Below are 21774 nucleotides of genomic sequence, written 5' to 3' on the forward strand. Positions count from 1 at the left end.
CGGCCGGCCGGACCGGGGTGCTGCCCGCTGAAGTTAACACCGTTGCAATGTCTTGCGAAAGGTCTTGCAACAACGGATTGCGGCCGATACAACATGCAACGGCCTTACGGGCATGGCGCGTTGCCGGGCAAGGCCCTTCCGTCTCCCCTCAGGAGGAACCATGCCCCACCGCAGAACCCTGGCCCGCTGCGGCGCGGCGGCCGCCCTGGCGTTCGCCGTGGCAGCCACCGGCGCGCCCGCCGAGGCCGCGCCGCCCGGCACGAAGGACGTCACCGCCGAACTCTTCGAGTGGCGCTACGACTCGGTCGCCAAGGAGTGCACTTCGGTGCTCGGCCCGGCCGGGTACGGCTACGTCGAGGTCTCGCCCGCCACCGAGCACATCCAGGGCGGCCAGTGGTGGACCTCGTACCAGCCCGTCAGTTACAGGATCGCCGGGCGGCTCGGTGACCGCACGGCCTTCAAGAACATGATCGACACCTGCCACGCGGCGGGCGTGAAGGTCGTCGCGGACGCCGTCATCAACCACATGTCGGCCGGCTCCGGCACGGGCACCGGCGGCTCCTCGTACAGCAAGTACACCTATCCCGGCATCTACCAGCCGCAGGACATGGACGACTGCACCGCGCAGATCAGCAACTACCAGGACCGCTGGAACGTCCAGCACTGCGAGCTGGTGGGTCTGGCGGACCTGGACACCGGCGAGCCCTACGTCCGCAGCCGCATCGCGCAGTACCTCAACGACCTGCTCTCGCTCGGCGTGGACGGTTTCCGCATCGACGCCGCCAAGCACATGCCGGCCGAGGACCTGGCCGCCATCAAGGGCCAGTTGAGCAGTCCGGGCGTGTACTGGAAGCAGGAGGCGATCTACGGGGCGGGCGAGGCGGTCTCGCCGAGCGAGTACCTCGGCAACGGGGACGTGCAGGAGTTCCGCTACGGCCGCGACCTCAAGCGCGTCTTCCAGAACGAGAAGCTCGCGTACCTGAAGAACTTCGGCGAGGGCTGGGGCTACATGGCGAGTGGCCAGTCCGGCGTCTTCGTCGACAACTGGGACACCGAGCGCAACGGCTCCACGCTCAGCTACAAGAACGGCGCGGACTACACCCTCGCCAACGTCTTCATGCTGGCCTGGCCGTACGGCTCCCCGGACGTGCACTCCGGCTACGAATTCAGCGACAACGACGCCGGCCCGCCCAACGGGGGCACCGTCAGCGCCTGCTGGCAGGACGGCTGGAAATGCCAGCACAAGTGGCCCGAGATCAAGGCCATGGTGGCCTTCCGCAACACCGCGCGCGGCACGGCCGTCACCAACTGGTGGGACAACGGCAACGACGCCATCGCCTTCGGGCGCGGCGACAAGGCGTACGTCGCGATCAACCACGAGGGAGCGAACCTGAGCCGTACGTTCCAGTCCTCGCTGCCCGCCGGGAACTACTGCGACGTGCAGAGCGGGCGGACCGTCACGGTCGACGGGTCCGGCCGGTTCACCGCCACCCTCGCCCCGAACACCGCCCTCGCGCTGCACACCGGCGCCCGCACCTGCGGCTGACCACAGCGCGTCAGGCCCACCGATCCGGCCGCCCGGCGACCTCCCCGCCTGCCGGGCGGCCCTTCACCTCACCGAGGAGACCCCGACGTGACCGGCACCCTCCGCCGAACCGTCACCGCGCTCGCCGCGGCGCTCTGCGCCGCGGCGGCCGCCGCGCTGCCCGGCGCCGCGCCCGCGCAGGCCGCCCCGCCGCCCTACCCCGCCAAGGCCGAGGCCCAGTGGATCGACCGGGACACCGTCGTCTGGAAGGGCGCCCCCGACCCGGCCGGCGGCACCCTCCAGCTCGAATCCGGGCCCGACGGCGACCGGCGGCTGCGGCTCGCCCCCGGCACCCTGACCCCCGACGAGCGCGCCAAGTACCCGCATCTGAAGGACTTCCCGGCCTTCACCGTCGACCCGCGCGACCAGGCCCAGGCGGCCACCGCGCTGCGCGACCGCCTCGTCGCCACCCGCCGGGCCGCCGACGGCACCCTGCGCGAGGCCACCGGCGTGCAGATACCCGGTGTACTGGACGACCTGTACGGCGCGGCCGCCTCCCGGGCCCGGCTCGGCCCGGTCTTCGACCGCGGCCGCCCCACCCTCTCCGTCTGGGCACCCACCGCCCGCACCGTCGCCCTCGAACTGGACGGCCGGACGGTGCCGATGACCCGCGACGACCGGACCGGGGTGTGGTCGGCGCGCGGCGAGCGCGACTGGACCGGCAAGCCGTACCGCTACGCCGTCACCGTCTTCGCGCCCGCCGCCGGGGAGACCGTCACCAACAAGGTCACCGACCCCTACGCCACCGGGCTCACCGCCGACTCCGAGCGCAGCCTCGTCACCGACCTCGCCGACCCCCGCCTCGCGCCCCGGGGCTGGGACCGGCTGAAGAAGCCCGCCGCCGTACCGCTGCGCGACGCCCGCATCCAGGAGCTGCACGTCCGCGACTTCTCGGTCGCGGACCGCACCTCGAAGCACCCGGGGCAGTACCTCGCCTTCACCGACCGGTCCTCCGACGGCATGAAGCACCTGCGCGGCCTGGCCCGCGCCGGGACCACCCATGTCCACCTGCTGCCCGCCTTCGACTTCGGGTCCGTCCCCGAGCGCCGCGACCGGCAGGCCGCGCCGGACTGCGACCTCGCGGCCTACCCGCCGGACTCCGAGAAGCAGCAGGAGTGCGTCGCGAAGACCGCCGCGAAGGACGCGTACAACTGGGGTTACGACCCGGTGCACTACACCGTCCCCGAGGGTTCGTACGCCTCCGACCCGGACGGCACGGCCCGCACCGTGGAGTTCCGCCGCATGGTCCAGGGCCTGAACGGTGCCGGGCTGCGCGCCGTGATGGACGTCGTCTACAACCACACCCTCGCGAGCGGCCAGGACCCCCGGTCCGTGCTGGACCGCATCGTCCCCGGCTACTACCACCGGCTGCTGGACGACGGCACCGTCGCCACCTCCACCTGCTGCGCCAACACCGCGCCCGAGCACACCATGATGGGCAAGCTCGTCGTCGACTCGCTCGTCACCTGGGCGAAGGAGTACAAGGTCGACGGCTTCCGGTTCGACCTGATGGGGCATCACCCCAAGGCCAGCCTCCTCGCCGTGCGCAAGGCCCTGGACGCCCTCACGCCCGCGAAGGACGGCGTGGACGGCAAGGCGATCGTCCTCTACGGCGAGGGCTGGAACTTCGGCGAGGTCGCGAACGACGCCCGCTTCGTCCAGGCCACCCAGAAGAACATGGCCGGGACCGGCATCGCCACCTTCGACGACCGGGCACGCGACGCGGTACGCGGCGGCGGCCCCTTCGACGCCGACCCGCGCGTCCAGGGCTTCGCCTCCGGCCTCTTCACCGACCCCAACGACTCGCCCGCCAACGGCACCCGGGACGAGCAGAAGGCCCGGCTGCTGCACTACCAGGACCTGATCAAGGTCGGGCTGACCGGCGGCCTCGCCGACTACACCTTCACCGACTCGGCGGGCCGCACCGTCAAGGGCTCCCAGGTCGACTACAACGGCGCGCCCGCCGGCTACGCGGCCGCGCCCGGCGACGCGCTGGCCTACGCCGACGCGCACGACAACGAGACCCTCTACGACGCGCTCGCCTACAAGCTCCCGCAGCGCACGAAGCCCGCCGACCGCGCCCGTATGCAGGTCCTCGCGCTGGCCACCGCCACCCTCTCGCAGGGCCCGGCGCTCTCCCAGGCCGGCACCGACCTGCTTCGCTCCAAGTCGCTGGACCGCAACTCCTACGACAGCGGCGACTGGTTCAACGCGCTGCACTGGAACTGCGCCGACGGCAACGGCTTCGGGCGCGGCCTGCCGCCCGCCGCCGACAACAAGGACAAGTGGCCCTACGCGCGGCCGCTGCTCGCCGACCCCGCGCTGCGCCCCGGCTGCGCGGAGATCACCGGTGCCTCGGCCGCGTACCGGGACCTCACCCGCATCCGCGCCACCGAGCCGGACTTCGGCCTGGCCACCACCGAGCAGGTGCAGCGGGCGCTGTCCTTCCCGCTGTCGGGGCGGGACGAGACGCCCGGGGTGGTCACCATGCGGCTCGGCCGGCTGGTCGTGGTCCTCAACGCCACGCCGGAGAAGCAGACGCAGACCGTACGGGACGCGGCAGGACAGCCGTACGCGCTGCACCCGGTCCAGGCCCGCGGCGCCGACCCGGTCGTACGGACCGCGTCGTACGAGAAGGGGACCGGCACCTTCACCGTCCCGGGCCGTACGGTCGCGGTCTTCACCCGCGGCTGACCCGGCGGCCGCCCCGCCGTCCGGCGCTCAGGTCGGCCCGCCCGTCCGTTCCCCCGGCCGCCGTGCCGCGGGAACGGACGGCATCAGGGCCGCTGTGCCCGGCTGGCACAGCATCAGCGCGAGGTCGTCCCGGAGCGGCGCCGCCGTGTGCGCCGTGAGGAGGTCCTGCAGCGCCTCGACCGCGTCGTGCAGCGTGGGCCGGGTCAGCGCCTCGAGGACCCGCTCGTCCAGCGGAAAGGGGTCACCGTCCGGGTCCAGCGCCTCGATGAGCCCGTCGGTGTAGAGCAGCAGCCGCTCGTTGGGGGCCAGCCGGACGCGCTGCGGACGCGGGACCGGCTGCAGGCCGAGCGGCGGCCCCGGATCGTCGGGGGTCAGCGGCTCCAGCCGGGCACCGATCCGCAGCGGGGCCGGGTGGCCGCAGTTGACCAGCCGTACCTCGCCCGGCGCGAACTCGGCCAGCAGGGCCGTGACGAACCCCTCGGCGTCCAGCTCGGGCGCGAGCCGCTCGTCCAGCGTCCTGGTCAGCTGGACCAGGTCGGGCATGGTGAAGGCGTGCTCGCGGAAGCAGCCGATCGTGAGCGACGCGAGCCGCGCCGCCTCCAGGTCGTGGCCGCGCACGTCACCGATCAGCACCCGCGGGCCGTACGGGGTGTTCGCCACGTTGAGCAGGTCGCCGCCGAGGACGGCGTTCTCGGCGGCGGGGCGGTAGCGGCCGGCGAGGCCGACGCCGTTCAGCTGACCGGAGAGGGGCTGCAGGAGCGCCCGCTGGGCCGCGTGCGCGAGCGCTGTCAGCGTGGCGGTGCGCGCGTCGTGGGCGTCGTGGGAGCCGTGGGCGCGGGGCTCCGGAGCCGGCGTCCGCGCCCGGCGCACCGCGAGGACGCCGCAGGCCAGGCCGGTGAGGAAACCGCAGCCGTACCCGAGCAGTGCGCCGATGAACTCCATCGCGGCCAACCCACGTCCCTCCCACGACCGGCGGTGGGACCGCCACTCTGGCACCGCCGCGGAGCCGTGCGGAAGCGGATGTCACAAGCAGGTGCCAGACGATCGCGTGGCGTCGGGAAGTGTCGGGTGGTGACGCGAAATGATCGTCAACGGAGCCCAGTGTCAGGCGTCACCCGGTACGAGCGCGAACAGCCGGGCCGCCAGCTCCGCGAACGGACCGTCGATCGGCTCGGCGGCGAGGATCGCCCGCAGCGTCTCCGCCATCTCCTCGTCGTACGCGGCGCTCACCGCCGCCAGCGCGGCGAAGTCGTGCACCAGCTGCCGCTCCAGCTCGGCGCGCGGGATGCGCTTGCCGTCCAGCCACAGCAGCGCGGTGGACTCCGCGAGCGAGATCCAGGAGCGGATCACCAGCTCCATGCGCGGGGCCGGGGTGACCAGGCCCAGGTGGGCGACGATCTGCTCGTAGGCGGACTGCCGCACGCCGTTGATCATCGCGCTGGTGCGGCTGGAGCCGACCGCCGGGCCGCCGCGCATCAGCGCGGAGAAGCCGGGGCCGTGCTCGTCGACGAAGTCGAAGAAGCGGCCCATGACCCGCAGCAGGCGGGAGCCCAGCGGGCCTTCGCGCGGCTCGACGAAGCGCGCGGCCAGCTCGTCGGCGGCCCGGCCGAGCGCCGCTTCGTACAGGCTCTGCTTGCCGGGGAAGTAGTGGTAGACCAGCGGCCGCGAGATGCCCGCGGCCTCGGCTATCTCATCGATCGACACGTCCTCGGGCGCGCGGTGGCTGAACAGGCCCAGAGCCACGGAGATCAGTTGGTCACGGCGTTCCTCGACGCCCATCCTGCGGCGCACCCCGGTCGTCATGCGAACACCCTAACGACCGGGGTGCGACAGCGGTATGCCACCGCCACCAGGGCCGTACCGCTTCAGCCCCGACGGCGAGTACGCGTCACAGATCCAGCACCAGCCGCTCCCCGTGGCAGCGCGAGACGCAGATCAGCATCTGGTCGTGGCGCTCGGCGTCGGTCAGCAGCTCGTCGCGGTGATCGATGTCGCCCTCGACCACACTCTGCAGGCAGGTACCGCAGAAGCCCTGCTCACAGCTGTACGGGAGGTTCGGCAGGGCCTGCTCCCGGATGGCACGCAGGATGCTCTGGTCCCCGGCCACCGCGACCGTGGTGCCGGTGCGCCGCAGCTCCACCTCGAAGGCGCCGCCCGTCGTGCCGGCCGCCGGCGCGAACGCCTCTGTGTGCAGCTCCAGGCCGTCCGGCAGCAGGTCGGCGACCGCGTCCATCAGGGGCTGCGGGCCGCAGCAGTAGACCGCGGAGTGCGGTGGCGCGCCGCCGAGCACGGCGGCCAGGTCCGGCCGGCCGTCCTCGTCCTCGGCCACCACCGTCACCCGGTCCCCGCCGGCCCCCGCCAGCTTCTCGATCTCGGCCAGGAACGGCATCGAGGCGCGCGACCGCCCGCAGTACAGCAGCCGCCACGGCACGCCCTCCCGCTCGGCCTGGCGCACCATCGGCAGGATCGGCGTGATCCCGATGCCGCCCGCGATGAAGAGGTACGCATGGCACTCCGCCAGCCGGAAGCGGTTGCGCGGGCCGCGCACCTCCACGACCGTGCCCTCGTGGAGCTGCTCGTGCACCTCGCGCGAGCCGCCCCGGCCGTCCTCGATGAGCCGGGTGGCGATCGTGTACGTACCGCCGTCGGCGACGTCACCGCAGAGCGAGTACTGGCGCACCGCGCCCGAGGGCAGCACGAGGTCGATGTGCGCGCCCGGCTCCCAGCCCGGCAGCCGCTCGCCCTCCAGGCGCAGCCGGACGACGCCCTCGGCCTCCTCGGCGCGCTCGATGACCAGCAGTTCGCGGCGGCCGGGGCGCCCGGTCCCCGATATCGGCTCCTCCAGGGCGGGCATCGGCCACAGCGGGGACTCCTTGACCCGGCGCCGCAGGGCGCGGTTGACCAGCAGCGCCGCACCGGTGGCCAGCACGAGGGCGCGGACGCGGCGGGAGCGGAAGAGGGCGGTCATGTCAGGCGGCTCCGGGAGAGGTGCGGGATTCCGCGGCGGTCGCGGCGGGGGAGGCGGCGAGGTACGCGGCGGCCTGCGTGGTGCTGCCGTACTGCGAGGGGTGGTACGTGCGGTGCAGGTACTGCGGGATCGTGCGGACCACGGCGCCGGTGGTGGGCAGCACGCCCTGCCGCCCGGCCCGGAAGAACTCCTTGAACGACGCCTTGCCGTCCAGCAGCGTCGGGTCGTTCGCCATGAAGAAGCGCACGCCGCGCTGCCACAGGAAGACCAGCGCGGCGAAGGCGGTGGCCCAGGTGCGGGCGCGGCGCCGGTAGCCGCCGTCGAGGTGCATGAAGAGGTCGAAGGCGACCGAGCGGTGCTCGACCTCCTCGGCGCCGTGCCAGCGCAGCAGGTCCAGCATGGTGGCGTCGGCGCCCTTGGCGTCCAGCTCCTCGGCGTTGAGCACCCAGTCCCCGAGGAACGCCGTGTAGTGCTCGATCGCGGCGATCAGCGCGACCCGCTCCAGCAGCCACCAGTGGCGCGCGCGGCCCGGCGGCAGGGTGCGGTCGCCGAGCAGCTTCTCGAAGAACCAGTCGACCTGCGCGGTGTACGGCGTGGGGTCCAGGCCCTGCTTCTTCAGGTGCGGCAGCACGTCGTCGTGCGCCTGGGAGTGCATCGCCTCCTGGCCGATGAACCCGATGACGTCCTCGCGCAGCCGCTCGTCGCGGATGTACGGCAGCACCTGCTTGTAGACGTGCACGAACCAGCGCTCGCCGGCCGGCAGCAGCAGGTGCAGCACGTTGATCGTGTGCGTGGTGGACGGGTCGCCGGGGACCCAGTGCAGCGGGGTGTCGGCCCAGTCGAAAGCGACGTTGCGGGCCTTCAGCGGGATGTGTTCGGACGCGACCGGCGCGGGCCGCAACGGGGCCTTGTTAGACATGGCGTCAATGTACTGGGGGGTAAGGAGGGAGCGACAGACCCTTGCACGAGGTTTTCCCGCTCCATGCCGACGGGGGTACGGGCGCGTGCCCGTACCCCCGTTCCGTCACCCTCGCGCTCAGTGCAGTGCCGTGAACCGGCCCCCGTCCGGCAGCCGCGCCGTGAGCCGGGCCCGCTCGCCCGCCTCGGTCCGCACCGCCAGCAGCCGGCCCTTCGTACGGCCGGTCACCCCGCCGCCCGCCGTCACCTTGCGCAGCTCCGCGCTGCCCGCCGCCACCAGCCACCAGTGCCCGGCCGCCGACTTCCACAGCACCCCGGCCAGCGCGTGCGGCGACCGCGGCCCGCAGGCCCGGCCGCCCTCCGTCCGGGCCGCCACCGCACCCGGCGGGTACCGCCGCGCCCCGGACGCGCCGCCCGCCACCGGCGCCTGGAACTGCGCCATCGTCCGGCTCCCGGGCCCCCGCCAGGTCTCGGCCCGCGTGCACAGCCACGCCGCCGTCCCGCCGTGCTCGGGCAGCCGCTGGCGCGCGTACTCCCAGGCGTTCACGCTCCGCACGCCCAGCGACCGCACGGCCGACAGCTGGCAGGCCGTGCGTGCCCAGGCCGTCAGCGCCGCGTCGCCCGCCGGGTCGCCCGCGCGGCCCGGAGCGCCGTACGTCAGCCGCGCCGGGGTCAGCTCGCCCAGGTCGGTGTAGAGGTGCCCGGCCATCCGCAGCGCGGGCCAGCGGGCGCAGGACGCGCCGCGCGCGGGCGCGGGCGCCGGGTCCGTCACGCCGTCCGCCGTGCGGTCCAGCGCGGCCGCGCGCTCCTTCGGGCCGCCGGTCAGGTCCGCGAGCGCGACCTTGCGCACCCAAGGAGCCGTCAGGTAGCGGACGTTGCCGTCCGTGCGGCTGACCACCAGCGCCGCCGAGCCCGCCGCGTCGGCGCCGTCCGTGCGCGCGAAGTCCAGCGCCGCGCCGCCGCCCGGCCCGTCCGCCGACTCCGCGTACCGCGCCACCCGCAGCCCGTCGTACAGCAGCACCACGGCCACCCGGTCCACCACCCCCGCGAACAGCAGCCGCGCGGGCCCGGCGGCGGGCCCGGACGGCGTGCCGGGCGTCGCGGAGACCTGCACCCGGGAGCCGGGGCGGGCCCAGGCCGCCAGCGCGCGGCGCAGCAGGGCGGTGTCGTGCGTCCGGCCGCCGCGCGCCGGCCAGGCCGAGAAGTCCGTACGGACCGAGGTCCGCCAGGCGTCCTCGGGCGCACGGGTCAACTCGCCGGGGTCCAGGGCCTTTTCGGCCGCGGCATTGCGCGCGTACGGAGGCGCCGCGGCGCCGTCCCGGCCCCAGCCGTCGCCCGGCAGCGCGAGCAGCGCCCCGCACACCACCGCCGCGACGCCCGCCGCCAGCGCGGCGCGCACATGCTGCCGCCGCCGGATCAGATCCGTCGGCCGGGCCTGCAGCGAGCAGGGGTCGAACTCGGCGGAGTCCAGCAGCGAGCCGTCCCGGCTGCCCGCCGGGGCCGCGGCGCCGTCCGCCTCGGCCAGCGCGTCCCGCGGCTCCGCCACGCCCGCGGCCGCCAGCGTGCGCCGCACCTCGCGGTCGGCCAGCCCCTCCAGGCCGCGCAGCGCGTACGCCGCGCGGGCCGGGGACGACAGCGCCGACAGGGTCTGGTCCAGGGCCAGTTCGTCCGCGCCGCCGGAGCGCGGGAAGAGCCGCAGCCCCCAGACCTGGGGGAGCGGCGGCGGGAGGTGCGGCAGCGGCACCCGCAAGCGGCCGAGGCGCAGCGCCGGGCGGCCCGCGGCGAGCGCCGCGCGCAGCACCCGCTGCCGCACGAAGGCGTACGCGGGGTCCGGCGCGGGCCGCCCGTCGGCACCGGGGCGCTGCGCGGGCAGCGCGCTCTCCGCGACGTCGGTGCGGTGCCGGGGCAGCGCGCGCTGGGTGACGGCGTGCGCCGTCAGCACCCGGCGGCTGCGGCCGAGCCGGGGCGGCAGCACCAGATAGGCCAGCCGCACCAGCCGCGGGTAGTGCTCCACGAGCGCGGCTTCGGCCTGCTCGACGTCGATGACGCCGAGCGGGGAGGTGCGGTCCGGTGGCGGGGATATTGCCTGCTGCTGTTCCACGTTCCGTAGAACGAGTGAATCTTCGGATGGTCACTTTGACCCTCGGGCGGACCGGACCGTGGTGGCCGGCACCGGCTCTCAGGCGCGGGGCACCGGCCGGAGGGCGAGCAGGGCGATGTCATCGGCGCTGTCGGCGCTCAGGGCGATGAGCAGTTCGTCGCAGAAGACGTCGAGGGGTTCGCGGGCGAGGGCGGCGGTGAGCCGGCTGAGCCTGGCCATGGCGTCGTCGAGGGACTCGTCGCGGCGCTCGATGAGACCGTCGGTGTACAGCAGTACGGTCGAGTGGGCCGGGAGCGGATCCGAGGCCGCGGGACGGGGCATGTCCGGTTCCATGCCCAGCAGGAGGCCCGCGCCGTCCTCGAGGTAACGGGTGTCGCCCTCCTGCGTGGTGAGCAGCGGCGGCAGGTGCCCGGCGGAGGAGTGCTTCAGCTCCCAGGGGCCGCTCTCCGGGCCCGCGACAAGGGCGTAGATGCAGGTGGCGGTGGCCTCGTGGTACAGGCTGTGGTTCGCCATGTCGAGCCGGCGCAGCACCTCCTCCGGGGGCTCCTGGCGGTCGATGGCGATGCCGCGCAGCATGCTGCGCAACTGGCTCATGGCGACGGCCGCGTCCAGGTCGTGTCCGGTGACATCGCCGATGACCAGAGCGGTCCGGCCGTTGGGCAGGAGGAAGCTGTCGTACCAGTCGCCGCCGATCTGCGCGGTGGTGGACGAGGGCGCGTAGCGGGCGGCCATCTCCAGATGCCCGACGTCCGGCAGTACGGGCAGCAGGGAACGCTGGAGGTTCTCGGCGATCTGCCGGGTCTCCTGGTACAGCCGGGCGTTCTCCACCCCCAGGGAGAGGCTGCGGACCAGGCCGTCGATCAGGGGGAGTTCCTCATCGGTGAACGGGTCCGCATCAGTACGGGCCAGGGTCAGGGCGCCGAAGACGGCTCCGCGGACCCGGAGCGGAGCGACGATGGCGCTGTTCGCCCCCATCCGGTCGAACAGCTGCACATAGCGGGTGTCGAGGGGGCTGTCGGCGCTGGTCGGTGCCGGGGCTTCGGTGAGCAGGAGCGGGCCGGCTCCGCGCAGTACCCGGGCCAGCGGCCCCCGCGCGGCCGCGGTCATCGAGGGCAGCCTGCCGGCGTACGCCTCGGTGGGCAGTGTCCGGGGGCTGCGGTGGGTGACACAGACCCGCTCCAGCTGGTCGGACCCGTCGAGACGGTCCACCACGCACCAGTCGGCCAGCCGCTGGGTCAGGATCTTGCACACCCGCTGCATGCCCTCGTCCAGGTTCGCGGCGCTGCTCAGCGCTTCCCCGATGTCCGTCAGCGAGGCGAGCTGCTGTTCCAGGAGCGACCCGCGGGCTTCCTCTTCGCCCGCCCCCGCGGGGAGTTCGGCGGTGTCCGGCAGGTGCGGGCCGCCCGGCTCCCGCGTCTCCGTCGCCGCCCGGCGGTCCTCTTCGGGGGAGGGCGGTGCGGGGGCCGGGGGAGCGGTCCTGGGGGCGAGCTGGGCGACGAACACGGTGCGGCCGTCGGTGGTGCCCTGGGTCTGGATGAACAGGCGGACGGGGACCAGCCGGCCGTCCCGGTGCAGTGCCGGGACCGGCACGGAGCGGCCCAGGATGCGCGGCTGGCCGGTGAGCAGGAGGGAGTCGAACGCCGCCACGTGGCGTTCCCGCAAGTGCTCCGGAATGAGTGCCGTGAGCCGCCGGCCGACCAGTTCCTCCGCCTGCCAGCCGAGCAGGTCGGCGGCCGGTCCGTTCGCCGCGACGATCCGGTTCTCGTCGTCGGCGGCGATGGTGGGGGCCCTGCTGGCCCATACGTGGCTGGCGTCCCAGGGCACCAGCTCGGAGGGGCTGGCGCTCGGCTCCCGGGGCACCACGGTCCACGCGGTGGGGGGCCCGCCGGTGAGCTGGCTGATGATCTGGTCGAGCAGCCACTGGCGGAAGGCGCGGTTCTGCGGGAGCGCCGGCCAGGTGAGGAGCCGCTCGTCCCGGGCCGCCTCCTCGGCCAGCTCGAGCACGTGGCGCAACGTGAGTACCGCCCTGATGCCGTCCGCCGGGAAGGCCATGCGCAGCGAGTGCATGTGCCCGGCAGGCTGCTCCTCCAGCGCGGCCGTCACACAAGCGCTGATCACGTTGCTCACGTCGTGCGCGAGGGTCAGGTCCTCCGGGCGCACGCCGAAGTCCTCCCCGGCGGCCGCGGCAAGGGTGAGCTCGCGCAGCAGCGCATGCCGGTGCCCCTGGGACGACAGGTACAGCGGGCCCGGCAGGTCGACCAGTGTGACGGTGCGGGTGGGGCCGGACGGTACCGCGGTGGTCTGCCAGCTGGACGGGGGTGGCGCTTCTCCGGCCGGCCACAGTTCGCACCACACCGTCTTGTGCTCGGCGCCGGTCTCGACCCCGTACCGGGAGGCCAGCTTCTCGACCACGGCCAGCCCCTGCCCCGGACCGGGGAAGGGGAGATGGCCCTGCGACACCGGCCCGCGGGACGGCCGGTGATCGCTCACCCGTACCTCGACCCGGTGGCCGACGGCCCGGACGGCCACCTCCGCCTCGGTGCGGGCATGCAGCACCGCATTGGTCATCAGCTCGCTGACCAGCAGCTCGGCCGAATCCACCACCTCAGCGGCGACACCCTCCAGTGCCGTGCGCGCGAAACGCCGGGCCAGTGCCACGCTCTCCGGCCGTGGCGGGAACCTCCGCGAGGGCGCCGACTCCGGCTGACTCCTGTGGTCCATCGGGCCAGTCTGCGGGACACGGCTTCACGAGTGCCCGTCCGGCGCGCTGCGGGAATCCCCCAAAGGGGTACGGCCGTCCGGCGGCCGCCTCAGTGCTGCCGGTCGAGGTCGAACTCGCCGTCCCGGGCGCCCAGTACGAACGCGCGCCACTCGCCCTCGGTGTACCGCAGCACCACGTCGGGGTCGGTGGAATTGCGCATCGCCACCGCGCCGCGCTCCAGGAACGCGATCTCCACGGCCTCCTCGGCGTCGCCGGGGGCCCGCTGCCAGACGGCGTCGGAGATGTCGAGGGCGTAGAGCCACTCCTTCTCAGCTGCGGCGCTCATGCGGTGCACTCCTCGGTAGCCGGGTCGGTACGGAGGTCAGCGTACGCCGCGCGGGCAGGGCGCGGGGAGCGTACGGCAAGGCCCCGGACAGCGCGTGTGCCGTCCGGGGCCCTGCCGTGGCGCCGCGGGGTCAGTCCGTGCGCCAGCCGTCGAACTCCACCCGGCCGCGGGCGCCCGAGCCGCCGTTGGCCGCCGACATGTGCAGCCCCGCGTCCTGCGCGGCGGCCGCGCCGGGCACGGTGGCGGTGGCGACGGTGCGCCAGGTGTCACCGTCGTCCGTGGAGTACTCGCCCTTGAACGCGCCGCCCGCTTCCCGGGAAAGCCGCAGCGTCACCGGTGCCTTGACGCCCGTGACCCGCTCGTACCGGTCCAGCGTGCCGTCGCCGTTGGTGTCGTAGGACAGCGCGACACCGTTCTCCGGGGTGACGGAGAGGTTCACGAACCCCGCCGAGGCCGCCTCCGCCAGGCTGTTCCGGACGGCGATCCCGGCGCGCGCCCACGGCCCGGTGGCGGTCTGTTCGGTGACCTTCACCGTCACCGAACCTCCTGCGCGCAGCGCGCCCGGGCGGTAGACCGCGCCGAACTCGGCGGTGGCCTTCCACAGGTCGGCGCCCGCGCCGTCGATGGCGAACCGCCCGTCGAGCTGACCGAAAACCGCCTCGTTCGTGGTGACCGTGCGCAGGCCCTCGTCCAGCGGCCCGGCCACGAAGAGCGACCCCGTGCGCACCGTCGAGACGGCCGTCTCGCCCTTCGGCCCGTAACTGACCGTCAGTTCGTACGGCATCGGCTTCAGCGGCGACGTCAGGGGCTCGGCGGGCGCCGCGACCCGCCAGTCGACGTCTCCCTTGCCGCCGGCCGGTATCGACGGCAGCGAGACGGGCCCGCGGTCCTCGGCGTCCACCCCGCTCAGCGCGAAGTCGACCCGGCCGGTGTCCCGCAGCCCGCTGACGTTGTACAGGGTCGCGGTGACGGTGGTCGCGCCGCCCGGCTCCATGGCGGCCGGCTCGGCGGTGACCACGACCCGCCCCTGGTACGGCGCCTTGGCGAGCACGTCATGCACCTTCTGGGCGGTGCGGTACGCGTCCGTGGTGGGCCGCAGCGGGTAGTTCTTGCGCTCCCGGGTCCACGGTTCCTCCATGGCGTACCAGTCGAAGGCCCGCGGCTTCCGGTCGGCGGCGAGCGCGTCCTCCAGCTCGTCCAAGTACCGCTGCCACTGCGGGAGATGGAAGTCGCCGATCAGGCCGTGCCAGTCGCGGTTGGCGTAGTTGGCGAGCCGCCCGCCGTCCGCGGTGGGCCGGTCCGCCCAGGTCGTGATCAGCACCCGTGCGGTGCGCTCCAGCTGCGCCGACTCCTGCGCGCCGGTCGCCATCCGCTTGGCGGCGTCCAGCCACGGCCCGAGGAGGAAGTGCCGGTGCGCGCCGGTCATGTCCTCGCTGAGCCGCATCAGCTGGAGCCAGAGCCTGGCGAGGGCGCGGAAGGCGGCCAGGTCCTTGCGCTGGTACGCCTCCTGGAGCTGCGGGATCAGCTGCCAGGAACGGTTCGCCAGCGCCTGCCGGGCCAGGTCGGTCAGGTCCAGCCGGTACGCGTCGCTGTTGCGCAGCGCGGGCCGGACCGCCAGCAGCGCCGCGAACGCCGCGTCGAGCCGGGCGGGCGAGAAGGCGGGCGTGTGCGTGGCGTAGTACGTACCGGAGCGGGCGGTCAGCGAGGGGCGCGCGGCGAAGATCGAGTCGTGCGGCCGCCCGTCCTTGCTGCTGATCTCGTACGTGCTCTCCCGGAGCGCCGCGAAGGCCGCCCGGGCCTTGGCGTCCCGGCCGCCGTACCGCGCGTCCGCGTACCCGTCGAACCACGCCGCGCGGTCCACCGCCTCCTCCCGCCACGCCAGCTCGCTGAAGAGCTCGAACGCGGCCGGGTCCCGCTCGGCGGCCTCGGCCATGTACGCCGTGCCGACCAGCTTGCTGCCCTTCTTGTCGCGCCACTTGGTGAACCGCTCGGCCCACATGTGGGTCTTGGCCCCTATGGTCGTCCGGCCGCCGAAGTTCGGGATGGTGCCGAACGCGTACGGCACGTCGCCCCAGTCCCGCTCCCGGTCCTTGACCGTCTCCAGGTCGGAGAGGCCGTCCACGATCAGCATGTGTGTGTGGTCGACGGCGTCCAGCAGGTCCCGCCGCGGGTTCTCCTGCCAGCCGAGAATCACCCACGTGGCGTCCTTGTGGGCGGCCAGCATCGCCCGCTCGACGGCCTTCGCCGCGGCCGGCACCGGGACGTCGCCCGGGTCGCCGCCCTCGTGCAGCAGGTCCATCTTGAAGTGCTTGACGGTCCCGAAGAGCGTCTTCTGGTGCCGGTAGAAGGACTGCGCCACCTTCTCGAAGACCGTCGTGCGCGGGTCCAGCCAGTCGGGGCGCTTCAGGCCCGCCCAGTTGCCCTGCGGGACGACCCGGGCGCCGGGATTGCGCTGCACGAAACCGTCCGGGACGGTGCCGAAGTAGCCCGGCAGCACCGGGTGCATGCCCAGCGACCGCAGCCGGTCGGCGATCCGCTTGCCCAGCGCGGTCCGCTTGGCGAGCAGATCCTTGCTGACCGGGCCGCCGTAGCCGCTCATGTTCTGCAGCAGCCACCACGGCTGGTGCGTCGGCGCGGGCAGCCAGGCCCGCGCCTCGGCGTCGGAGTACCCGAAGTCCTGCAGCACGCGGTGGTACACGGCCTCCGAGCCCGCCGTGACGAGGACCTCGTTCACGCCGTGCAGCGCGAGGACGTCGATCGTGCGTTCCCAGTGCGCCCAGTCGGCGTACGGCGCGGTGTACCCGTCGTGGGTGTCGTTGAGCGCGAAGCGGTGGGCGAGAGCGGTGGAGCGCTGCAGCGGGCGCTTGGGCGCGGGGAGCTTCGCGGGGAGGTCCAGCTGCTGTCCGGCCCAGGAGATGTGCGCCTGGCAGGTGTACTTCAGGTACCAGTTCACGCCGGTCAGGATCGCGGCCGGGCTGGTGCCCGTGACCTCGATGCGGCCGGGCGCACCGGCGACGAGGAACCGGTCGGCGGTGCCCGCGGCCCGCTTCAGCGAGACGAGGTGGAACTGGTCGGCGTGGTGGGGGAGGAGGCGCTGGAGCACGGCGCGCGCGGGTGCGGTGTCGAAGGGAGCTGCGAGGGGGGTGCGGCTCGTCGGGCCCGCGGGGCGTGCCGGCCCCGGTACGGCGGAGGCGGCCATGGCGGGGGTATGCCCGCCGACCGCGACCGTGACACCCAGGGCACCCGCGGTACCCAAGACGTTGCGTCTAGTGACGTGGCTCACGCATGCCCCCACTGCTCGGCAGTATCAACGGTTACGTGCGAGGGGTCACGCTAACGGGCCGTCAGCCCATCTCCAAGGATGTTGATACGACCAGAACGCGCCGAATGTCGCGGCTGTGGGCCGGTGGAGTGAGGGGGATTCCGGCGCGTTTTCGACCGTTGTCGTGGCTGCTGTGCCGAGCGTGACCCGGGCCCTTCGGGGGCCAGTGTTCGGCGGTTTCTTACCCGCGCTCCTTCTGGGCTTCACGCGACGGGGCGCCGGGCGGGGGAAAAGTCGGCTGGGCGGCCGGGTCTCCCCGGGCCCCTCGCCGCCACTGTGTCACGACCGCCGTGCCCGCCGGCCGGTGCCGTCCCCGCGACGGCCGGCGGGGTTCCCGCTCATCCGGACGGAGCTGTCATGTCCACGTCTTCCACGTTCTCGCCTGCGACGACCGCCTTCCCGCAGGACCGGCCCACGCCTGCCCCGGAAGCCCCCGCCGCGTACACCACCTCCATCGCCGACTCGACCGCGCAGATCCGCGCCGCGCAGCGGCTGCGCCACCGGGTCTTCGGCGAGGAGATGGGCGCCACGCTGCACTCCCCGCTGCCCGGCCACGACGTCGACGACTACGACGACCTCGTGGACCACCTGATCGTCACCGAGACCGCGACCGGCGAGGTCGTCGGAACCTACCGGCTGCTGCCGCCCGGCCGCAGCGAACGGCTCTATTCTGACGGCGAATTCGACTTGTCCGGACTGCGCGCCCTGCGCCCCTCGCTCATCGAGGCCGGCCGCTCCTGCGTCCACCCGGACCACCGCACCGGCGCGGTCATCAACCAGATGTGGGCCGCGCTCGCCCGCTACACCCTGCTCTCCGGCCACCGCTACCTCGCCGGCTGCGCGTCCGTACCGCTCGCCGACGGGGGCGCCTGCGCGGCCGCCACCTGGGAGCTGGGCCGCTCGAAGCACGCCGCCCCGGAAGAGCTGCGCGTCCGCCCGCACCGCCCCTGGCTGCCGGACGCCGGCGTGGCCGTCGCGACCGCCCCCGCCGTCGCCCAGCTGCCGCCCCTGCTCCGCGGCTACCTCCGGGTCGGCGCCTGGATCTGCGGGGCGCCCGCGCACGACCCGGAGTTCGACGTGGCCGACTTCTTCGTCGTGCTGGACATGGACCGGCTCGGCGAGCGGTACCGGCGGTTCTTCCTGGGCGACCAGCGGTGAGCGCCGGGACCGCGGCCCCCGCCACCGCGCGGACGGGCATCTGGGACACGCTCTCCACCTGCACGTCCGGCTGCATCGACCACGCCGCGCCCCGGGTGCCGCTCGCCGGGACGGCGCGCCGCGCAGCGTCCTTCGCCCACGTACTGCTGCGCGCGGCCGCCGACCGCGACCGGCTCGCCGAACCCGGGCGGCTGCGGCGGCACGCCCGCGCCGCACTGGGCGCGCTGGGCGTCGGCCTGGACCACGACGGCCCGCCGCTGCGCGTGGCGGGCGGCGGGACCGGCGGCCCCGGCACGCTCGTCGTGGTCAACCACATCTCCTGGCTGGACATCCTCGCGCTGCTGGCCGTCGAGCCGGTCACCATGCTCGCCAAGCAGGAGGTCGGCGGCTGGCCCGTCATGGGCCCGCTCGCCCGGCGCGCCGGCACCCGCTTCATCGACCGCAGCAGCCCGCGCGGCCTCCCGCAGGCCGTCGCCGACCTCGCGGCGGAGCTCCGCGCCGGGCGCTCGGTGGTGGTCTTCCCGCAGGCCACGACGTGGTGCTCGGCGACCGAGGGCGGCTTCCGGCGGGCGACGTTCCAGGCGGCCATCGACGCGGGCGCGCCGGTCCGCCCGGTCACCGTCCGCTACCTCCAGCACGGCGCGCCCTCCACCGTGCCCGCCTTCGTCGGCGAGGAGGACCTGGCGTCCTCGCTCCGCCGCGTCCTTGCGGCGCGCGCCCTCACGGCCCGGGTCACGGTGCATCCGCCGCTGGTACCGGACGGGCGGGACCGCCGCGGCCTGGCGGCGGCGGCCCAGGAGGTGATCCTCGGCCACCGCCACCGCGGCCTCCGTCAGGAGACCGGTACGTACTTGTAGCCGACGCGGCGGACCGTCACGATCGACGAGCGGTGCCCGGCGCCCAGCTTGCGGCGCAGCCGGGCGATGTGGACGTCGACCGTGCGGCCGTCGCCGACGTGCCCGTAACCCCACACCGTCGTCACGAGCTGATCGCGGGTGTGCACCCGCTGCGGGTGCGCCACCAGATGCGCCAGCAGCTCGAACTCCAGGAAGGTCAGGTCCAGTTGGCGGCCCTGGACGTGCACGGTGCGGCGCTCCGGGTCGACCCGGACGCCGCCCTCGCCGTAACCGGCCGCGGGGGCCTCGGGCGCCGGCCCGGGCTCAGGACGCGGCTTCGAGGCGGCCGGTACGAGCACGAGGTAGCCGACCATCGGCGGACGGCCCGGCAGCTCGGGAAGGGTGTGCTGGGGGGCCGGCAGCCAGGTGGCGTCGGTGCCCAGGAGGTCGGCGACCGGCGGTACTTCGTCGGGGGCCACGGCGCGCAGCCGGGGCGGAGCGGGAACGGTGGCCGTCGGGGCGGAGGCAGAAAGGGATCGTACGTTCGTCATCGAGGTCAGCTCTTTCGCGCAGTGGGGCGTCGGGGGACGTCGTGCGCGCGGGCAGGGCTGCTGTCTGGGTGCTTCGCGGGCCCGCGCTCAGTGCGCGCGGCAACACAGACGGTCGAAGAGGTGATCCTGCCGGGACGGCCAGAACGGCTCGAGGTCGGTGCGACCCGTCGAGGTTTCGGTGAGGCTGGCCATGCCCCTATTGAACCAGACGGGGCGTGATCTGTCCTTCGTGCGCCCGTCATACGGACGGAGCGCCCCGTCGGCATACGTGCAGGGCACTCACGGCATACGCAAAGGGCGCCCCGCTCCAAGCGGGGCGCCCTTCTTGCGAGTTGACCGCGAATCGATCGCGAGTCGACCGCGGCGGATCAGACCTGGAGGGCCTTCTCCAGGGCGGTGCAGCAGGTGTCCACCATCAGGCGGGTGACCACGTAGGGGTCGACGTTCGCGTTGGGGCGACGGTCCTCGATGTAGCCCTTCTTGTCCCGCTCGACCTGCCACGGGATGCGGACCGAGGCGCCGCGGTCGGACGCGCCGTAGCTGTACTGGTCCCACGGGGCGGTCTCGTGGGCGCCGGTCAGGCGGTCCTCGATGCCGGTGCCGTACTGCTTGACGTGCTCCAGCGGCTTGCCGTCCTGGCCCAGCGACTCGCACGCGGTGATGATCGCGTCGTAGCCCTCGCGCATCGCCTTGGTGGAGAAGTTGGTGTGCGCGCCCGCGCCGTTCCAGTCGCCCTTGGCCGGCTTCGCGTCCAGGGTGGCGGTGATGCCGTAGTCCTCGGCGGTGCGGTAGAGCAGCCAGCGCGCGATCCACATGTGGTCCGAGACCTCCAGCGCCGGCAGCGCGCCGACCTGGAACTCCCACTGGCCCGGCATGACCTCGGCGTTGATGCCGGAGATGCCGAGGCCGGCGGCGAGGCAGAGGTCGAGGTGCTTCTCGACGATCTCGCGGCCGAAGATCTCGTCGGCGCCGACGCCGCAGTAGTAGCCGCCCTGCGGGGCGGGGAAGCCGCCCTCGGGGAAGCCGAGCGGGCGGGTGCCCTTCAGGAAGGTGTACTCCTGCTCGATGCCGAAGATCGGCTCCTGGTTCGCGAACTTCTCCGCGACCGGGCGCAGCAGCGCGCGGGTGTTGGAGGCGTGCGGCGTCATGTCGGTGTTGAAGACCTCGCACAGCACGAGAATGTGCTCGCCGCCGCGGATCGGGTCCGGGCAGGAGAAGACGGGCTTCAGCACGAGGTCGGAGGAGTGGCCCTCGGCCTGGTTGGTGCTCGAACCGTCGAAGCCCCAGAGCGGCAGCTCGGCCAGCTCGCGGCGCTCGGAGAGGATCTTCGTCTTCGAGCGGAGCTTGGCGGTCGGCTGCGTGCCGTCGATCCAGATGTACTCGGCCTTGATGCTCACGGGGGCCCTTCCTGCGGGGTAGTACGAATACGCGTGCGGGCGTCCTAGGCACCCTGGCAACGAGCCGTTTCCCAGCCATTGCTCGAATGTGAACCCCGTGTTACTCGGGCCCCGTGTGACGCACGCCATGCGGCCCCGCCCGTGACCGGCTCGAAATGGCCGGTCAGTATGCGTGAACGCGCCGTGTGTCGTGTCACAGACAACATTGCGACACTGTGGCACGTTCAACTGCGTTACTCCTCCGTACAGTTGGCACGCCCACCCGCACGCGTGGAGAGGATCGCATGAGTACACTCGAAGCCACGACGCTCGACCAGATGGTCGACACGGCCCGCTACCCCCTGGCGGATCCCGACGGCGCCGAGGGCCTCGCCCTGACCGCCCGCGCCCGCCGCGAGCTGGCCACGACCGGCTGCACCGTCCTGCCGGACTTCATCCGCCCGGCCCTGCGCGACCTGCTGCGCGAGGAGTGCGCGGTCCTCGCGCCCCGCGCCTACTTCGACGTCGAGACGGTCAACGTCTACAACACCGCCGTGCACCCGGACCTGCCCGCCGACCACCCCGGCCGCACCACCTTCGAGCGTGGCAACGCCTTCGTCGCCCGCGACCGCATCCCGGCCGACGCCCTGATCAGCCGGCTCTACGCGCACCCCGCCTTCCGCTCCTTCGTCGCCCGCTGCTTCGGCCTCGCGGAGCTGCACGAGCTCGCCGACCCGCTCTCCGGCCTCGTCCTCAACGTCGTCGAGCCCGGCCGGGAGCACCCCTGGCACTTCGACACCAACGAGTTCACCGTCTCCCTGCTGACCCAGGAGTCCGAGACCGGCGGCACCTTCGAGTACTGCCCGAACATCCGGTCGGCGAAGGACGAGCACTTCGACGACGTACGGGACGTCCTGGCCGGGCGCGGCGAGCGGCTGATCCGCCGCCTCCCGCTGCACACCGGCGACCTCCAGCTCTTCAAGGGCCGCTACTCCCTGCACCGCGTCAGCCCCGTCGGGGGCGGCACGGCACGCCACTCGGCGATCTTCGCGTACAGCGAGCGCCCCGGCGTCATCGGCAGCGTGGCCCGCACCCGCCAGCTCTTCGGCCGGGTGCTGCCCGAGCACCTGGCGGCCGAGGGCCGCGCCGTGCGGGGGGACGAGCTGCTGGACTGAGCCGTCACGGGGCATCCTCCTTCTGACGGGGGCGCCCCGCAGC

14 protein-coding genes and 1 pseudogene are annotated in these 21774 nt (G+C 73.7%); 5 read left to right on the top strand and 10 right to left on the bottom strand.

Features of this window, described 5'->3' with window-relative positions; translation table 11 throughout:
* Positions 1–160: 160 nt before the first annotated feature.
* Positions 161–1543: pseudogene (locus ACIGXO_RS22775) on the top strand (alpha-amylase family protein); the annotation flags it as partial.
* 90 nt (positions 1544–1633) lie between these two features.
* Positions 1634–4279 carry a pullulanase-type alpha-1,6-glucosidase gene (pulA, locus tag ACIGXO_RS22780; protein ID WP_399789758.1) on the top strand — a complete coding sequence of 882 codons (2646 nt, stop codon included), beginning with the start codon at positions 1634–1636 and terminating at the stop codon, positions 4277–4279.
* 27 nt (positions 4280–4306) lie between these two features.
* Here pulA and ACIGXO_RS22785 read toward each other — a convergent pair whose 3' ends face one another.
* From ACIGXO_RS22785 to ACIGXO_RS22820, 8 genes are all read right to left on the bottom strand, one after another.
* Complete coding sequence (locus tag ACIGXO_RS22785; RefSeq protein WP_399790599.1) at positions 4307–5221, bottom strand: PP2C family protein-serine/threonine phosphatase; 915 nt, start codon at positions 5219–5221, stop codon at positions 4307–4309.
* 162 nt (positions 5222–5383) lie between these two features.
* Positions 5384–6082, bottom strand: a complete 699-nt coding sequence (locus ACIGXO_RS22790) for a TetR/AcrR family transcriptional regulator (protein ID WP_399789761.1) — start codon at positions 6080–6082, stop codon at positions 5384–5386.
* A gap of 85 nt (positions 6083–6167) precedes the next feature.
* A complete protein-coding gene (locus tag ACIGXO_RS22795; protein WP_399789763.1) occupies positions 6168–7247 on the bottom strand; it encodes a PDR/VanB family oxidoreductase in 1080 nt (359 codons plus the stop codon).
* Between the two features lies 1 nt (position 7248).
* The gene (locus ACIGXO_RS22800; RefSeq protein ID WP_399789766.1) at positions 7249–8166 is read right to left on the bottom strand and encodes a metal-dependent hydrolase; all 918 of its coding nucleotides are present in this window, start codon (positions 8164–8166) and stop codon (positions 7249–7251) included.
* A 117-nt stretch (positions 8167–8283) separates the two neighbouring features.
* Complete coding sequence (locus tag ACIGXO_RS22805) at positions 8284–10266, bottom strand: hypothetical protein (RefSeq protein ID WP_399789769.1); 1983 nt, start codon at positions 10264–10266, stop codon at positions 8284–8286.
* A gap of 78 nt (positions 10267–10344) precedes the next feature.
* Positions 10345–12987, bottom strand: coding sequence for a SpoIIE family protein phosphatase (locus ACIGXO_RS22810; RefSeq protein WP_399789772.1), 2643 nt, complete (start codon positions 12985–12987; stop codon positions 10345–10347).
* 89 nt (positions 12988–13076) lie between these two features.
* Complete coding sequence (locus ACIGXO_RS22815) at positions 13077–13313, bottom strand: DUF397 domain-containing protein (protein WP_030617767.1); 237 nt, start codon at positions 13311–13313, stop codon at positions 13077–13079.
* 130 nt (positions 13314–13443) lie between these two features.
* Entirely contained in the window at positions 13444–16596 is a 3153-nt protein-coding gene (locus ACIGXO_RS22820) for an alpha-N-acetylglucosaminidase TIM-barrel domain-containing protein (protein WP_399789776.1), read from the bottom strand.
* A 396-nt stretch (positions 16597–16992) separates the two neighbouring features.
* Here ACIGXO_RS22820 and ACIGXO_RS22825 point away from each other — a divergent pair, with 396 nt between their 5' ends.
* Together ACIGXO_RS22825 and ACIGXO_RS22830 are read left to right on the top strand one after the other, a co-directional pair.
* Positions 16993–17793 carry a GNAT family N-acetyltransferase gene (locus ACIGXO_RS22825; protein WP_399789779.1) on the top strand — a complete coding sequence of 267 codons (801 nt, stop codon included), beginning with the start codon at positions 16993–16995 and terminating at the stop codon, positions 17791–17793.
* On the top strand, positions 17790–18650 hold the full coding sequence (locus tag ACIGXO_RS22830) for a lysophospholipid acyltransferase family protein (protein ID WP_399789782.1): 861 nt from the start codon (positions 17790–17792) through the stop codon (positions 18648–18650). The genes ACIGXO_RS22825 and ACIGXO_RS22830 overlap by 4 nt, the downstream gene beginning before the upstream one ends.
* On the opposite strand, the gene ACIGXO_RS22835 is transcribed toward ACIGXO_RS22830, so the two are convergent.
* The gene (locus ACIGXO_RS22835; RefSeq protein ID WP_399789784.1) at positions 18626–19180 is read right to left on the bottom strand and encodes a winged helix-turn-helix domain-containing protein; all 555 of its coding nucleotides are present in this window, start codon (positions 19178–19180) and stop codon (positions 18626–18628) included. The two genes, ACIGXO_RS22830 and ACIGXO_RS22835, sit on opposite strands and share 25 nt — an antisense overlap.
* 368 nt (positions 19181–19548) lie before the next feature.
* On the bottom strand, positions 19549–20577 hold the full coding sequence (gene glnII, locus ACIGXO_RS22840) for a glutamine synthetase (RefSeq protein WP_399789787.1): 1029 nt from the start codon (positions 20575–20577) through the stop codon (positions 19549–19551).
* A gap of 284 nt (positions 20578–20861) precedes the next feature.
* Between glnII and ACIGXO_RS22845 the strand changes: the two genes are divergently transcribed.
* On the top strand, positions 20862–21731 hold the full coding sequence (locus ACIGXO_RS22845; RefSeq protein ID WP_399789790.1) for an arpA protein: 870 nt from the start codon (positions 20862–20864) through the stop codon (positions 21729–21731).
* Positions 21732–21774: the final 43 nt, after the last annotated feature.

Source organism: Streptomyces sp. NPDC053542 (assembly GCF_044544685.1).
Lineage (GTDB): Bacteria > Actinomycetota > Actinomycetes > Streptomycetales > Streptomycetaceae > Streptomyces.